Source organism: Anaerococcus sp. AGMB09787 (assembly GCF_022808955.1).
Taxonomy (GTDB): Bacteria; Bacillota; Clostridia; order Tissierellales; family Peptoniphilaceae; genus Anaerococcus.
Window position 1 is genome coordinate 26318 of the sequence record NZ_JAKZEY010000009.1, and the last position, 16107, is coordinate 42424.

Here is a 16107-nt window from a genome sequence, read left to right on the forward strand (position 1 = left end):
TCTAAAAAGTAGAAGAAGAAAAGGAGAGATAATGAAATACTACACACTTAATGATGGAATAAAAATCCCAAGCCTAGGACTTGGTACTTATAGGATAGAAGATGAGAAGACAATTGATGAAGTAATAAACACAGCTTTTGAAGCAGGCTATGAATACATTGATACAGCTAAGTTTTATAACAACGAAGAATATATAGGGAAGGCCTTGAAGAATTCTTCCAAAAACCGTAGTAACTACATGATAGCAACCAAGATATGGCCATCAGACTTCGAAGCTGACAAGGCCAAGTATGCTATAGAAGATAGTCTAAAGAATTTGCAAACAGACTATATAGATGTCCTCCACCTTCACTGGTATGGCAAGGACTTTGATAAGGCTTGGAAGGTCTTCATGGACTACAAGGGTCAAGGAATAATCAAGTCAATAGCAGTATGTAACTTTATGCCAAATCAATTAGGAGAACTCTTAGAAGTAGGGGAAAGACCAGTAATGGACCAATTAGAATCCCACCTCTTCCTCCAAGATCCAGAAACCAAACAATTCTTGGATGAAAATGGCATCCTCCATCAAGGTTGGAGCCCACTAGCTAGGGGAAAGGATAATATTTTTGAAGAAAAAGTTCTAGAGACCCTGGCAGAAAAATACAAGAAGACTCCTGCCCAAATTGCCCTAAGGTGGCACATTGAACGTGGGTCAATGGTTATACCAAAGTCTGTCCACCCAGACCGTATTAGGGAAAACATAGATATATTTGATTTTTCTTTAGACGAAAGTGATATGCACGCACTGGCAAGTCTTGATAAGAAAAAAAGATTTTCAAACGATCCCCTAGATGAAGAGTGGCTAGAAAAAGCTCGTAAAATGTAATAAAAAAATTAGCTGAGTTAATCGCTCAGCTTTTTATTTAACCATCTTGTAGTCGTAATAGTTGACACCTTCACCTACATAGACAAAGTCGAATCCATTTGATTTTAGGCTAAGTCTTGCTATATTGGCCCTGTTATTTGAGGCACAGTAGACTATAGTTGGCTTTGACCTATCAAGCTTATCTATATTTTCATTAATTTCATCATAGGCGATATTAATCGCTCCCTCTATATGGCCTTGGTCGTATTCTTCTTTTGTTCTCACATCAACGACCACAAAGGCATCCTTGTCCTTTTCTACCTTATCTCCTGGAATAATGTGTTCTATCATAATTACCTTCTTTCTATTTAATTATACTAAAAATTTCCTATATAAAAAGTTGAAATTTTGATATGATTATATAAAGGAGGTCTTATGGTGTTTATTATTTTAATTTTTGTAATTATATTGCTTGTACCCCAGCTACACTATGCTAGGGATAATAGGAATTTTAGGAAGATGGTAGAAAGCCGTAAATTTTTTAAGAGATATGACCTAATTAATGAAGATGCATATAGGGAATATTACCTGACTGAAGCTAGTGGATTTGATATATTTGTGAGGGAATATCTTCCACCAAGTCCCAAGGGCCTAGTCCATATAATCCATGGGATGGCGGAGCATGGGGGAAATTATGAGGACTTTGCTAAATTCTTGATGGAAGAAGGCTACCTCGTGGTAGTCCATGACCATAGGGGCCATGGCAAGTCTCTTTCTTCTACCTATCCAAATGGCTATATGAAAAGCTCTGATGAGATTGTCTCTGATAGCCTCCTTGTAAATGAATATGTAAGAGGTAAGTACAAGGATTTGCCAGTCTATGTCTTGGGCCACAGCATGGGATCAATGATAGCAAGACTTATGGTCGCGAGTGATGATAAGAGTTTTGACAAGGTATTTTTGACAGGAACTGTTGCCTACAACAAGCTTGCACCTGTGGGATATTTTTTCTTTAATATTTTAAGCTTCTATCTTGGAGAAAAAACTCCTACCAAGCTCATAGGCCTTGCCCTAGGATCTAACTCTGATTCCCTGGACTTCATATCCTATAGTAAGAAAAATAGGGAGATCAAGGCTAAGGATAGGCTAAGGATTTTTTCCTTTACCTATAGGTATACAGGAGTCCTCATTGACCTTAACCGCAAGATGATTCAAAGAAAAAGCTACAAGGCTCAAAATAAAAACCTTGAGATTTATTCCTTGACAGGAGTAGATGATATAATCACAGGAGGGGCTAGGGGACTTAAGGCAAGTCTAGAATTTTTAAAAAGTCTAGGTTATCAAAAAGTTTATTCTAAGGTCTACCCTAATATGCGCCACGAGATCCTAAATGAAGATGATAATACCACGGTGTATAGGGATATAATTAGACTTATGAAAAGTGATAAAACCTTATAGAATTTAATCTATATATTGGTATATTTTATAGAGAATAAATAGAAAGTAGGGAATGATTTGGATAAGAAATATGAAAATATGAGCGTGGTTTTGGAGGGGGTTTCCAAGACCTATGACGATGAAGTCGCTCTAAAGACTGTTGACTTAGAACTAGAAAAGGGTAAGTTTTATACCCTCTTGGGTCCATCAGGTTGTGGCAAGACCACTATATTAAATATCATAGCAGGCTTTGTCGAGCCATCATCTGGCAATGTCTACATAAATGGTGAAAATGTAAATGACCTACCTGCCAATAAGAGAAAGGTAAATACAGTTTTTCAAAACTATTCGCTTTTTCCCCATATGAATGTCTATGACAATATAGCCTTTGGCCTAAATATAAAAAAGGTCGATAAGAAGACTATAGATGTCGAAGTAAAAAAGGCCCTAAAGATGGTAAATCTGGAGGGATTTGAGAAGAGGAAGATCTCCCAAATGTCAGGTGGTCAAAGGCAAAGGGTAGCCATAGCCAGGGCCATTGTTAATAGGCCAGATGTTTTGCTCCTTGATGAGCCTCTCTCTGCCCTAGACCTCAAACTCCGTAAGTCCATGCAAGTTTTATTGTCTAACCTCCAATGGGAGCTTGGTATTACCTTTATTTTTGTAACCCACGACCAAGAAGAGGCACTTGCTCTTAGTGATGAAATCTTTGTAATGGATAAGGGGGAGATAGTCCAATCAGGATCTCCAGTAGATATCTATGATGAGCCTATTAATAGGTATGTAGCAGAATTTATAGGTGAGTCCAATATCCTAGAGGCTGTCATGGTCGATGACTACAAGGTTAAGTTCTCCAACAAGGTCTTTGACTGCGAAGATGCCGGTATACCAAGTGGAGAGAGGGTAGAGGTAGTAATTAGACCAGAAGATATTACTGTAGCAAGTCCAGAAAACTCTGACATAAATATGAGGGTAGACAATGTATTGTTTAGGGGCGTTTTTAATGAACTTATTTGCTATGATGATGATAACTTTAGGTGGAAGATCCATACCACTAGGCGCTTCTACGAAGACCAGGTCATAGGCATTGATATAGATCCTTCTGATATCCATGTCATGAGATTTAATGAGAGCGAAGATGACTTCGATAAGAGAATAGAAAAATATGCTATAGGAGATGATGATGAATAAGAAATATAAGTTATTATCAAGTTTTTATTATGGCTGGATCGTGCTTTTTATAGTAGCACCGATACTACTTCTTCTATACCAGTCATTTTTTGATATTTATGGTAATTTTACTTTTGATAATTATATAGCATATTTTTCATCACCAAATTACCTAACTATGACCTTGAACTCATTTTTAACAGCCTTTTTGATAACGGTAACTACATTACTTATTTCCTATCCCTTTGCGTATTTGCTTACAAAGACGGCCTACAAGGAAATATTTTTGCTACTAGTTACCCTACCAACTTGGATAAATCTAATCTTGAAGGCCTATGCTTTTATAGGACTTTTTAATAAAAATGGAATCCTTGCGAGTCTTATTGCACCAAATAATGGACTCTTGTTTACCAACCCTGCCTTTATCTTAGTAGCATCCTATGTGGAGCTTCCCTTTATGATTTTGCCAATCTTTAGGTCTTTGGACTCCATACCAGAGGAGTATGTTATAGCCTCCAAAGACTTGGGTGCAAATGGCTTTCAGACCTTTAGCAGGATTACCCTTCCTCTATCCAAGGATGGAGTTATAGCAGGCATCCAAGCTGTATTTATCCCAGCTCTATCCTTATTCTTGATTACAAGAATAATAGGAGGTAACAAGATTATAACACTAGGGACTGCGGTAGAAGAGCATTACTTAGTTACTCAAAACTGGGGTATGGGGGCGACTATTGGTCTCGTTTTAATTGTATTGATGTTTATTATTATGAAAATCTTAAATAAGGGAGAGGAGAAGATATGAAAAAATTTAAAATTTCTAATTTGTATTTGATATTTGTCTTTGTAATCCTTTATTTGCCAATAGCCTACCTCATTATTTATTCCTTCAATAGCGGGGATAATATGAATAACTTTTTGGGATTTTCCCTAGATCATTATAGGGAGCTACTGGATGATAGTAGGTTATGGATTATTATGATAAATACCTTGATCTTATCGCTCTTATCATCCTTACTAGCGACAATTATAGGAACAATTGGCGCTATAGCTATCTATTATCTCAGGGATAAGAGAATTCGTGATAGGATACTAAACTTTAACTCTGTCCTTATGGTTATGCCTGATGTTATGATGGGAGCAAGTTTCTTGGTGTTATTTACCTTCTTGGTGAAGATTCCTATGGGATTTTGGACTGTGCTCTTATCTCATATAGCTTTTTCAATTCCTATAGTGGTCCTTATGGTCTTGCCTAGGCTCTATAGCTTAAATGAGTCCATGATTTTGGCAGCAGAGGACCTTGGGGCAAGTGATATGCTTATTCTAAATAAGATAATATTACCCAATATAGCTGGAGGGGTTTTCTCAGGTTTTTTCATGGCCTTGACCTATAGCTTGGATGACTTTGCTGTAACCTTCTTTGTTACAGGTTCTGGGTTTTCGACCCTAAGTGTAGAGATTTATTCTAGGGTTAGGGCAGGGATTTCCCTTGAGATAAATGCCCTATCAACCCTAATGTTTGTGGGATCTTTGATTTTGGTAGTGATTTATTACTTCCTATCCAAAAGAGAATTCAAGGCTGAGGAGGCGAGGTCATGAACAAGGTATATAAATTTTTTGTAGGTGTCATCGTAGGGGTTTTTGTTCTTTTTGGAGCGAGGAAACTTATCGAAAATAGTCAGGTAAATAGGCAAAAAAATGCCCTTTACTTTTATAATTGGGGTGACTATATAGATCCTGACTTGATAGATGAATTTGAAGAAAGAACGGGCTATCCAGTAGTTATGGAGACCTTTGATTCTAACGAAGCCATGATTACCAAAATCAAGCAAAACTCAACTAATTATGACCTAGTTATCCCATCAGAATATGCAGTTTCTATGATGAGGGATGACGGGCTACTCGAAAAGCTTGACCACAGCAAGATCAAAGGACTTTCTAATATAGACCCAAGATTCCTTGACCAAGCCTTTGACCCAAACAACGAATATAGTATTCCATATTTCTGGGGGACCTTTGGTATCCTTTATAATACTAAAAAATATGACGAAAGTGATTTTTCTTCATGGAGAAACCTATGGGATCCTAAATTTAGAGGGGAAATCCTAACCTTCGATGGGGCCAGAGAGACCCTTGGTATTGGCCTCTTGGCAAGGGAATTATCGCTAAATACAGAAGATAAGAATACCCTTTTAGATGTCCGAAATGACCTCATTGGTTTTATGAAAAATGTAAAGGCGATTTTAGCAGATGAGATTAGGATGTATGTAGCCCTAGAGGAAGCAGATATTGGAATAACTTTTTCGGGAGATGCTTCTATGGCCATGGATTCTAACGAGGACCTAGCCTATGCTATCCCTAGAGAAGGATCTAATATTTGGTTTGATAATATAGTTATACCAAAAACATCAACGAACAAGGAAGCAGCCTATGCATTTATCAACTTTATGTTAGAGCCTGACATAGCTGCTAGGAATGCAGAATATATAATGTATGCAAGTCCAAACGCAGAGGCCTTCAAGCTCTTGCCTGAAGAGATTAGGACAAATAAAACCTTGTATCCAGATGATGAAATAATAGATAAGCTTGAGGTATTTACATTTTTGGATAGGGAAACTACGATTCTCTATAATGACTTGTTCCTAGACCTAAAAATCTCACCCCAAGCTAAGTAGGAGGAAGTATGAAAAATAAATTTAAAATCTTGACTCTCTTAGCCCTAAGCCTTTTTGTGGGAGTATCCTGTGAAGAGAAGGCAGATCAAGCTTTACCAGAAGAAAGTCAAAACGAGCCAAGCCAAGAGATAAGTCAAGGAAGCCAAGATGACGACCTCGCATCATCAATAGACGACTACCTTAATAAGTCTGCTAATAATCTAGGCAAGGAAGTAAGTGAAGAAAGTAGACCTATCTCAAAGACTTCAGAGAATAAGGAAGTTAAGACTGCCCGTCTCCTCTTTGGTGGAGATATATTGCCCCATATGCCTATAAATGACTATGCCTACAATTACGGGGGAGGGGTCTATGATTACTCTAGGTCCTTCGAAAATTTAAAAGACTTTGCAGGAGACTTTGACTTCTTTATGGTGAATAACGAATTTACAGTAAATCCCAACCTTGAGCCATCAGGTTTTCCTCAATTTAATTCCAACAAGGAAATCTATAGGGCATTGAAGGATGCAGGTGTCGATGTTATGACTACTGCCAATAACCATAGCCTAGATACTGGCTTCGAGGGCTTGGAATCAACTATAGAATTGATGAATTCCTACGGAATAGAAAATACTGGCACATCAAATACCGGAGAAAGGTCTAAGTTAATCCATGATGTAAATGGAATAAAACTTGGCATCTTATCCTATGCAGAGATCCTTAATGGCTTTGAATATATGTTAGATACAGAAGATAAGAGCAAGATGGTAAATATGCTTGACCCTGACAAAATCGAAGAGGACATAAGGAATATCAAAGATGAAGTAGATTTTCTAGTAATATATCCTCACTGGGGTATAGAATACTCATCCTATCCAGAGCAATATCAAATAGACCTTGCCCATGATATGATAGATTGGGGAGCTGATCTAGTAATAGGTAACCACCCTCACGTAATCCAAGGGATGGAAGAATATGAGAGTGAGGATGGCCATAATGGAATTATTTACTATTCCCTAGGAAACCTCCTATCAAATCAAAAGCAAGCTGCCTTTGAAGGAGATTATAGGGTAGAGCAAGGCCTACTGGTAGAAGTTGATATAGAAAAAATCGGGGATAAGAAGGCAAGCCTAGTTAACCAAAGGTATCACACAACTTGTGTCGATAGGTCCTATGATGAATTTGGTAGCCTCCTTAAAACTTTCGTAGCTACTCCATATTTAGAAGATGAGGAAAAGATGGGAGCTATAGATCCTGGCACTGCGTGGCTTATAGAAAATGCTCAGGAAATGAACAAGGCAATAATAGATGCAGGTATCTAAGATGGAAGAGATTTTTAAAAACTTGCCTATTGAAGTAAAAGATATTAGACTCCTCCCAGGAGGAGATACCAATGAGGCCTATAAAATTCTAGGTCAAGACGAAAGATATTTTCTCCTAGTCCATCCAGGGGGATCAGAAGGCTTTTTTGATGGGGAAGCTAGGGGGCTAGAGCTTTTAAATGAAAATAATATAGCAGCCCCTAGGTTAATAGATAAGGGTCTTGTAGGTGATAAGGCCTACCTCCTTATAACTTACTTGGAGGAAGGACCTGTGGGGTCTATGGGAGATCTGGCAAGGCTTATGAAAGACCTCCACGAGATAGAAAGTCCTAATGGGAAATTTGGCTTTGACTTCCCCTACGAGTCCGATCATATAAAATTTACCAATGCTTATGTGGATACTTGGGCTGAGCTTTTTATAGGTCAAAGGATGGACGGCTTAACCCAGAACCTTATCAAAAAAGGTATCTGGCAAAATCGAGATAAGCTCCTTTATCATAACATAAGAAGAATAATGGAGAGGGTCCTTGGAGATAGGGAGAGTCATCCTCATCTCCTTCATGGGGACTTCTACTCAGGCAATTATATGTTCTTAGAGGATAGGTCTCCAGCAATCTTTGATCCCAATCCCCTCTATGGAGATTATGAATTTGATATAGGGATAAGTATGGCCTTTGGCCCTCTTAGTAGAGACTTTTATAATGAATATTTCAAAACCATAAAGAGGGATAAAAACTTGCCTCTAAGGCTTGAATTTTATAGGCTCTACTTTTATATGATACATTTAAATAAGTTTGGTAAAGTTTACAAGAACCTTGTAGATGAATCCATATATAAAATTCTTAAAAGTTCATAGGTCATAGGATCTATGAATTTTTTAAATTTGGGTATATATTATATAAGGTGATTATGATATTATGAAAGAAAACAAATTTTCTATAGATGAATGTAAAAACCAAAAAGAATTCTCGATTAAGCATGGATCAGTTCCTATAAAACTATCAGAAGACTTGGACGAATCAATCAAGTACTTGCTTTGGTATGTGCCAAATATTTCATCTGAGCAGGCGAGCAAAAATGACCTGCTCCTAAATCCAGAATATGACGATTATATTTTTGATGAAATAAGGATAAAAATGGATCTAGGAGAAGAGGATGTCTTGATAAGTGATGAAATCACAGAAGAGCTGGCCAATCATTTTAGGGGATCAGTTTGTACAGATGAGCAAAAGCTTGTAATGACACTATCAGATAACAAGGAAACCAAGACCATGGCCTTGTTGAGGCATATAAGAAATGCTATAGCCCATGGGAACTTTAATGTAATCGATGACTTAGTTATAGGCTTTGATGTAAAAAAGAGCCAAGACTTTGTAGAGTACAGGGGGATCTTTAAGATAAACCCTAGCAATTTACTCAAGGCCCTTAGAAAAATTGACCTAGAACTAACAAGCGAAGTCTTCATAGCTGATGCCTTTAGAAGGTCAGGCTACCATGTGGAGCCTTTTGAAGAAAAATTTCAAAGATCTCATAGGTTTGACCTCTTTGCCAAGAAGAAAGATAAGTCCTATGCTGTCGAAATTTTGAACCTAAAAAATAGTGAAAAACTTGACGAAGACTTTGTAAGGGATTTAATAAATACTATGGTAGATATAGAATCAGCTGCAAAGCCTATTCTTATTATTAACTCCTCTTACCTCACAGAGGCTAGCAAGGAAGAGCTACTTAAAAGAGATATCATAATCCTTGATATAAAAAATATTAAGAAGATGAATCAAGGAAGAGATATGGTTAGTGAAATTGTTAGGGATCAAGAAATTTATAAAAATTTGTAAAAAAAAGTGATTTTTTCTAATCTAGGGGTATATTATAAAAGTAAGAATATTTTGAAATATATTTATTATTAATAAAAATATAAAGGAGGAATTATGACAGAAAATCGTAGAAGAAGAGATGATAACAAAATTTATGAGAGAGCTACCTCTCCTCAAACTGCTGGCAAAAACCTATCTTGGGGAGCAATCTTTGCAGGAGCTATATGTGCAGCAGCAGCGTTTTTAGTATTAAACCTTATAACAGCAGCTTTAGGATTTGGATTTTTAAATCCAACTGATCCAAATCCACTTTCAGGTATTGGAATAGCAACAGGAATATGGACAATCATTACATTGATTATTTCATTTTTAGCTGGTGGATTCGTGGCAGGTTATTCAGCAAGATCAACAGGTATCTTACATGGTGGAGTTACTTGGGCTTTAGCAATATTACTACTATTCACTCTAGTATTTAATGCTTTATCTTCAGCACTTGGTGTTGCTGGAAACGTACTAGGTTCAGTAGCTGGTGGTGTTGGAAATGTAGCAGAAACTGCAGCAAACACAGCAGGATCAGCAATCAGCGAAGGTCTTTCTAGCGTAGGAGATTCTATTGAAGAAGTTGATACTGAAGAGCTTCAAAATAACATTGAAACTTACCTAGCAGATACAGAAGTAGAAGAACTTCAACCAGACTATATCAAAAATTTACTTCAAGAAAGTAAAGATGAAGTAACAGCAGCAGTTAAAGATTTAGCTATTAATCCAGAAAATAGTGAACAAATCGTAACCGATCTTTCAAACAGTCTTGGAGAAAAAGCTAATTCAGTAGTAGAAGCCGTTGATGAAGATGCAGTTTATACAGCAGTATCAAACAACTCTGACCTAAGTGAAGAAGAAGTTCAAGAAATATCATCTAACATCTATAATGGTCTTACAACTGCAGCAGAATCTGCTCAAAAAACATTAACAGCAGCTAGTGAAGAAGCCTCTAAACTAGTCAATCAAGTAGCTACATCAGTAAATCAAGGCGTAGAAAATGCTAAAGAAGGTGCTCAAGATGCAACTAACAAGGCATCATTTGGCTCTGTTCTAGTATTTATAGGCCTACTAGTAGCCTTAGTAGTAAGTGCTATTGGTGGTAAACTTGGAGAAAAAGCTTCACTACGTTTTGTAGAAAGATAATAAAAAACTAAGAGCTTTCGGTCTAACCGAAGGCTTTTTTTGTACCTAAATCTAAAGAGATGATAAGATTCTACAAATTTTTTTATTTTGTTAATAATCTATAAAAACAATTGACATGCTCCCAGGGTACAGGAGTATCCTTTAATTAAAGGAGGAAATGAATTATGCTAAGAAATGAAATTCAAAAGAAAACTGGACTAACTAGGAAGGCAATCGAATATTATGAGATAAAAGGTCTAATTAATCCCCAAAAAGCTGAAAATGGATATAGATATTATAGCGAGGAAGACTTAGAAATATTAAGAAAAATTACATTATTTAGGAAATTAGGAATTAAAATCGATGACGTAAAAAAGCTAATATCTTACGATATAAATTATTTGTCTAGTATCCTAAGAAATAAACAACATCAAATTGATCTTGATAAAAAGAGAGAAAAAGTCTTAGAACTAATAATAAAAGGAGTAAGTGAAGAAATTATCAGTGAAAAAATAAAAATCATAGATGTAGAGGAAACAATTTATGAAAGACTGATAGGGGCCTTTCCAGGCTACTTTGGTCAGATATTTTTTGCTGCTTACAAGGGATTTTTAAATGAGCCTTTAGACAAGGATGGGGAGGAAGCCTATGAGGAACTTGTAAATTATTTAGACTTATTGCCAGCCTTAGATTTGACAGAAGATGAAATAGCTTATATAGATGAGCTTAGCTCAACTTTTGATATGGAAAGCCTTGGGGCAATTAATGAAGAAAAGATAAGGGCAGTAGAAAATATTGAAGAATGGTTAAATGATAATAAAGATAGCATTTCTAAATACCAGGACTATAAATCAAGCGAAGCTTATCTAAATAGCCCTATAAAAGTAATCTACGATAAATTACAAAAATATATGGTTGAAAATAAATATTATGAAATAGCTATCCCTCTTCTAAGAAAAATGAGCAAGTCCTATGATGACTACTATAAGAAACTATTAAAGGCAAATGACCTATACCTTATGCAAAAAAGTAAGGGTAAATGATATAATAATATAAGCTAAAATTATTTATTTAGGGAGGAGCTTTTTGCTTATATTAATTACTGGATCAAGTCTTACTGGCAAGACCAAACTATCGCAAGACCTTTTAGAAAGATACAAGATACCTTATTTTTCCATAGACCACCTTAAAATGGGCCTAATTAGATCAAAGTGCACGGACCTAAGTGTCTATGACGACAATGAATTGACAAGATATATGTGGCCTATAATTAGGGAGATGATAAAAACAGTCATAGAAAATAAGCAGAATCTCACAATAGAGGGAGCCTATATACCAAAAGACTGGTACATGGACTTTGATAAGTACTATTTAGATAAAATTAAATTATATTGCCTGGTAATGACAAAATCATATATAGAAAATAATTATGATTCCATTATAGCTAAGAAAGATATCATAGAAAAAAGGCAGGGAGACTTCCCAAGCAAGGAAGAGCTTATTCAAGACAATCAAAAATTCTATGAAGACTTTAGGGGCCAAAATATAGTATTAATTGATAAAAATTACCCTAGCAATTGTTTACTTTATTAATTGTAGCATATTAATTTTTCTATAATAACAGATACCAGAGATCTAGGTAACTAACTCTGGTATCAATAATTTCACAGTCTCATTAAAATAATAACATTGTTCATATATCTTATGATAAATATATAATTAACTAATAAGAATATTCTTATAGTTTTCTCACACTATAAACATAGCCTTAGTAAATAGCCATTATGTAAATTCCTATAAATTTTGTATTGGTATTATATATAAAAGATATATAAACGTAAATAAAATAGCTGAATACATCAGCTATTCTACAAGATCGATAATCGCCCTATATGGTTTGTCAGAGTTTATTCTATGGTCATAGGTAAGATAGGTCGGATCTCCTTCTTCTATGCTTGTATTTAGTGATATTATTAGACCACTATGGTCAAGGCAAAATAAATCTGCTGGCATAAATTTAACTAATTCACGGCTAGTTGCTTCTGTTTCTAGGGCGTTTTTAGTTAGGTGGGCGTCGGCTTTTTCTTTTAATAAATAAGCAAATCTGATAGCTTCATTTGCTGTATTATCATTGGTTAGGACATATAAGGCTCTTTTTTTGAGACTAGTATCTTTTTTTAAATTAAGACTGACCTTATCATAGTACATAAAGTCATTTTTATCGAATTTATCACTAGGATTTTCATACTTGACTGCTAGATTAGAGGCAAGGGCAGTTTGGTAGGTCGAATCCTTTATGTTTTTAATATCCTCCAAGGTATTTCGGAAAATATTGCCCCTATAAAAGTAAAGTTTTTCGTCATTATAGTCTTGGTCAATGAAATAAGTTAAGAGCTTGTTGGTGTATATAAAATCTATGGACTTGTTATCAGATAGGTCAAAGACTATTGAATTTATTTCCTTAGAAGTGATGGTGTTCATTATTTCTTCCAGCTCCTTATCAAAATTATTGGCAGCAAAGTTAGGAAGCTTAATTATCAATAGGCCTTGGTTAGAAGTATCAAGGCTCATAGTTGATGGATTATTTTCCTTACCTATCATCCTATTGTACCTATCTACAACTTGGTCAGCTCCAAGTACCTTGGATTTATTAGTATCCTTCATATTTTTGTAGTGGTCAAATAGGCTGTCATAGCTAGACTTATCTAGGATAAAGGATGAATCATCTCCGAGTTTACCCATAAGGTCTGTAAGGATTTCAAAAAACTCTTGGTCAGTCTTAGAATTTAGCGTTCTCTTTCTATATTCTTCATAGGCCTTCTCAAATTCTAGATAATTTTCTCGGTTGGCATTAGTTACTGCAAAATTAGCTAGGACTGTATCATAGACCTTATCAAAGTCAGAGAGTTTCTCAGAAGTGGTTAGACTTCTTCCCTTGGTATCTGATACAATGGCCCTCGTTGCTAAATCCTCTAAGACTTCTTCCCTAAAGGCAGGATAGCCAGTCCTTCCATAGGCAGTTACCTTCTTATAAATAAAGACAGAAGGTATAAGGATCATTACTAGGAGACTTACTGAGAGGAGAATCCTCCTTCTCCTATACATGGCCCTTAGCCTTTTCTTTGCCCTTCTTGAGGGTGGATTTTTGGACCTACTTACCACCCTGATTTCACTTTTGCCTCTAGATTTTCTTTTCTTTTTCTTCATATTATTGTGCTTTCTTATCAAAAATAACAGTAAAAGTTGTTCCTTCTCCAAGTGTGGAGGCAACATCTATTTTACCATTTAGAGCCTCTACAAAGTTTTTAACTATGGATAGGCCAAGGCCCAAGCCGTTGGTCTTGGTATTTCTTGAATCATCTATCCTATAAAATCTTTCAAAAATCATATCAATTTTATCTTGAGAAATCCCCACTCCATCATCAGCGATTTTTATGGAAACTGACTTGGACCTTTCAATCACACTAACGCTAATATTTCCGTTAGTATTTATTGCCTTTATGGCATTGGTCAAAAGATTTTGGATAATCTGATATAACTTGGTCTTATCGCTTATCAAATGAACATTTTGGTCTAGGTTTACATGGAGGGTTATATTTCTCTTTAAGAAATTTGCTGTAAAATTGTTTAATAGCTCTTCTACAAGCTCTGTAACATTTGTATCTTCTAGATTAAGTTTATTCATTGATACGCTTTCATTAAAGCTATCCTTTAGACCGTTAACCAAAGCCTCTAGCCTTTTGATTTCTCCATTTAGGGTTCTTGCTACCTCAGTATCAAAATTGATTATTCCTCCCTCTAGGGCTTCAACAACCAAGGCAAGATTAGCTAGGGGAGTCCTTAGTTCATGAGAGATATCTTGGGCATACTTCTTCCTAATTTCTTCTTCCCTATTAAGGGATTTGGATAAGAAATTAATATTATCCTGAAGGCTGGTAATCTCTCTAATATCAGAATCTATCTTATCATTATCGGTATAAATTCCTTTTTTTAATTTTACTGTGGTAGAGTTAATTCCAAGAATAGGTTTAGCTATATTGGTTGCTAGAAGTATGGCTATAACTATCCCTATTACAAGGGAAAATAATATAGCGATAATAAAAAATACCCTTACATCATTCTTAAGTTTGTTCATAAAAGTATGATCAGACCTGTACTCTACAATTAATTTACCTGCATCTGTCTTCTTGCCAGTATTATAAATATTGTAGGACTTGGTTTTGATATCGGTATTTTTTGAATCCGAAATGGAATTAATGAATCTTAATAATTTGCCATCAACATCTACATACTTGATGTTGACATTTTGCTGGTCACTTATATCGGATAAATATTTCCACATTTCTTCAGAAGTTATATTATCGTTATTATTTAACCTGATAAACCACTCGCCTATGAGGTCTGGTTTCTTATCATCTATTATCTTTACTAAACCATCATATTTTATATTAATAAAGAGGGTAATCAAGATCGAAAATATCAAGATACATTCCAACATACCAGCTATAAAGTTCTTGGATAATTTATTCCTTAATGATGTCATCTACACCACCAGATTTATATCCCATACCGTAGATCGTCTTAATATACTTTGGCTTTTTTGGATTATCCTCGATTTTTTGCCTAATATTTTTTATATGGGTATCTATAGCCCTATCATAGGCATCATAGTCAAGGCCAAAAGTTAGTTCAATTATTTCATCCCTTGAGAAAATTTTGTTTGGAGATGAGAATAGGGTTTTCAAAATCGCAAATTCATTTTTGGTTAGAGAAATCTCTTCGCCATCCTTTTTAATCCTATTATATTTTAGGTCGATTAATAGCCTATTGTCACATGTTTTTATAATCTCTGCCCTTGGCATATTGTATTTTTCAACACGTCTTAAGACCACTCTAACCCTCTCACCGAGTTCTTCTAAAGAATATGGCTTTATAAGATAATCATCAGCTCCAAGCCTTAACCCATTGATCCTATCTGCTTCTTCAACCTTAGCGGAAGTTATAATTACTGGTAGGTCTGATTTACTTCTTATATCCTTTAGAATTTCCTCCCCAGAAATTTTGGGTAACATTAGATCTAAAATTACTAGATCGATCTTTTCTGAGTTCAATAAAGATAGGCCTGTTTTTCCATCAAAGGCCTGCAAAACATTATATCCTTGATTTGTAAGAAGAGCCTTAGCCATGTTAGACATAGGGGCTTCGTCTTCTATAATTAAAATATTTATATCTGTCATAATATACCTCCCCATTATTATACCATATTAGGAGAAAACTATTCGATAACATTGTAGTAGCTTTAAAAAATGTTTAGAAATTTTGGAAATGGTTATATATAAAGTACTAATAGTAATATTAGAAATGAATAAAAAATAAAGGAGAAAATATGGGAAACTTTGGATTTTTTGCCTCAATCATAATAGGGGCTCTTGCAGGATGGATTGCAAGTATATTTATGAAAAGAGATGCTGAAATGGGTGGCTTTGCCAACATTATAGTAGGTGTACTAGGTGGAGGACTAGGTAACTGGTTATTCAGAACCCTATTCAACGCTTCTACACCAGGATTTTTCATGCAAATAATATATGCTGTAATAGGTGCATGCATCTTATTATTTATAGTAAACCTAGTAACAGGTAGAAGTAATAAGTAACATTAAAAATTTGGACTAATTGTCCATAGGAAACGAGGATTACAAGTCCTCG

Annotated in this window: 17 protein-coding genes; 13 read left to right on the forward strand and 4 right to left on the reverse strand. The window is 35.4% G+C overall.

Translation table 11 applies throughout. The features are described from left to right. Positions 1-31 precede the first annotated feature (31 nt). The gene (locus MUN42_RS02980; RefSeq protein WP_243342856.1) at positions 32-868 is read left to right on the forward strand and encodes an aldo/keto reductase; all 837 of its coding nucleotides are present in this window, start codon (positions 32-34) and stop codon (positions 866-868) included. 33 nt (positions 869-901) lie between these two features. Here MUN42_RS02980 and MUN42_RS02985 read toward each other — a convergent pair whose 3' ends face one another. Further along, positions 902-1198 carry a rhodanese-like domain-containing protein gene (locus MUN42_RS02985; RefSeq protein WP_243342857.1) on the reverse strand — a complete coding sequence of 99 codons (297 nt, stop codon included), beginning with the start codon at positions 1196-1198 and terminating at the stop codon, positions 902-904. An 84-nt stretch (positions 1199-1282) separates the two neighbouring features. Here MUN42_RS02985 and MUN42_RS02990 point away from each other — a divergent pair, with 84 nt between their 5' ends. From MUN42_RS02990 to MUN42_RS03040, 11 genes are all read left to right on the forward strand, one after another. After that, on the forward strand, positions 1283-2305 hold the full coding sequence (locus tag MUN42_RS02990) for an alpha/beta fold hydrolase (protein WP_243342859.1): 1023 nt from the start codon (positions 1283-1285) through the stop codon (positions 2303-2305). Between the two features lie 57 nt (positions 2306-2362). After that, positions 2363-3475 (forward strand): ABC transporter ATP-binding protein, encoded by a 1113-nt coding sequence (locus MUN42_RS02995; protein WP_243342861.1) that lies wholly within the window; start codon positions 2363-2365, stop codon positions 3473-3475. After that, positions 3468-4256, forward strand: coding sequence for an ABC transporter permease (locus tag MUN42_RS03000; RefSeq protein ID WP_243342863.1), 789 nt, complete (start codon positions 3468-3470; stop codon positions 4254-4256). The genes MUN42_RS02995 and MUN42_RS03000 overlap by 8 nt, the downstream gene beginning before the upstream one ends. Continuing rightward, the gene (locus MUN42_RS03005; RefSeq protein ID WP_243342865.1) at positions 4253-5050 is read left to right on the forward strand and encodes an ABC transporter permease; all 798 of its coding nucleotides are present in this window, start codon (positions 4253-4255) and stop codon (positions 5048-5050) included. Before MUN42_RS03000 ends, MUN42_RS03005 begins: the two co-directional genes overlap by 4 nt. Next, on the forward strand, positions 5047-6126 hold the full coding sequence (locus MUN42_RS03010; protein WP_243342867.1) for an ABC transporter substrate-binding protein: 1080 nt from the start codon (positions 5047-5049) through the stop codon (positions 6124-6126). Before MUN42_RS03005 ends, MUN42_RS03010 begins: the two co-directional genes overlap by 4 nt. 8 nt (positions 6127-6134) lie before the next feature. After that, positions 6135-7424 (forward strand): CapA family protein, encoded by a 1290-nt coding sequence (locus tag MUN42_RS03015; protein ID WP_243342869.1) that lies wholly within the window; start codon positions 6135-6137, stop codon positions 7422-7424. Beyond that, a complete protein-coding gene (locus MUN42_RS03020) occupies positions 7411-8280 on the forward strand; it encodes a fructosamine kinase family protein (protein WP_243342870.1) in 870 nt (289 codons plus the stop codon). Before MUN42_RS03015 ends, MUN42_RS03020 begins: the two co-directional genes overlap by 14 nt. A 61-nt stretch (positions 8281-8341) precedes the next feature. Further along, entirely contained in the window at positions 8342-9259 is a 918-nt protein-coding gene (locus MUN42_RS03025; protein WP_243342872.1) for a restriction endonuclease, read from the forward strand. A gap of 93 nt (positions 9260-9352) precedes the next feature. Further along, positions 9353-10423: a hypothetical protein gene (locus MUN42_RS03030; RefSeq protein WP_243342874.1), complete on the forward strand. Its 1071-nt coding sequence runs from the start codon at positions 9353-9355 to the stop codon at positions 10421-10423. Positions 10424-10587: 164 nt separating this feature from the next. Then, positions 10588-11445 (forward strand): MerR family transcriptional regulator, encoded by an 858-nt coding sequence (locus MUN42_RS03035; protein WP_243342875.1) that lies wholly within the window; start codon positions 10588-10590, stop codon positions 11443-11445. 43 nt (positions 11446-11488) lie between these two features. Further along, the gene (locus tag MUN42_RS03040; RefSeq protein ID WP_243342878.1) at positions 11489-11995 is read left to right on the forward strand and encodes an adenylate kinase; all 507 of its coding nucleotides are present in this window, start codon (positions 11489-11491) and stop codon (positions 11993-11995) included. 270 nt (positions 11996-12265) lie between these two features. On the opposite strand, the gene MUN42_RS03045 is transcribed toward MUN42_RS03040, so the two are convergent. Genes MUN42_RS03045 through MUN42_RS03055 form a run of 3 tightly spaced genes read right to left on the reverse strand, consistent with a single transcriptional unit; the run spans position 12266 to position 15639 of the window. After that, a complete protein-coding gene (locus MUN42_RS03045) occupies positions 12266-13609 on the reverse strand; it encodes a S41 family peptidase (RefSeq protein ID WP_243342880.1) in 1344 nt (447 codons plus the stop codon). Position 13610: 1 nt separating this feature from the next. Next, complete coding sequence (locus MUN42_RS03050) at positions 13611-14945, reverse strand: HAMP domain-containing sensor histidine kinase (RefSeq protein WP_243342882.1); 1335 nt, start codon at positions 14943-14945, stop codon at positions 13611-13613. Next, positions 14926-15639: a response regulator transcription factor gene (locus tag MUN42_RS03055; protein WP_243342884.1), complete on the reverse strand. Its 714-nt coding sequence runs from the start codon at positions 15637-15639 to the stop codon at positions 14926-14928. The genes MUN42_RS03050 and MUN42_RS03055 overlap by 20 nt, the downstream gene beginning before the upstream one ends. Positions 15640-15788: 149 nt before the next feature. Between MUN42_RS03055 and MUN42_RS03060 the strand changes: the two genes are divergently transcribed. Next, on the forward strand, positions 15789-16055 hold the full coding sequence (locus MUN42_RS03060; RefSeq protein WP_243342885.1) for a GlsB/YeaQ/YmgE family stress response membrane protein: 267 nt from the start codon (positions 15789-15791) through the stop codon (positions 16053-16055). Positions 16056-16107 lie beyond the last annotated feature (52 nt).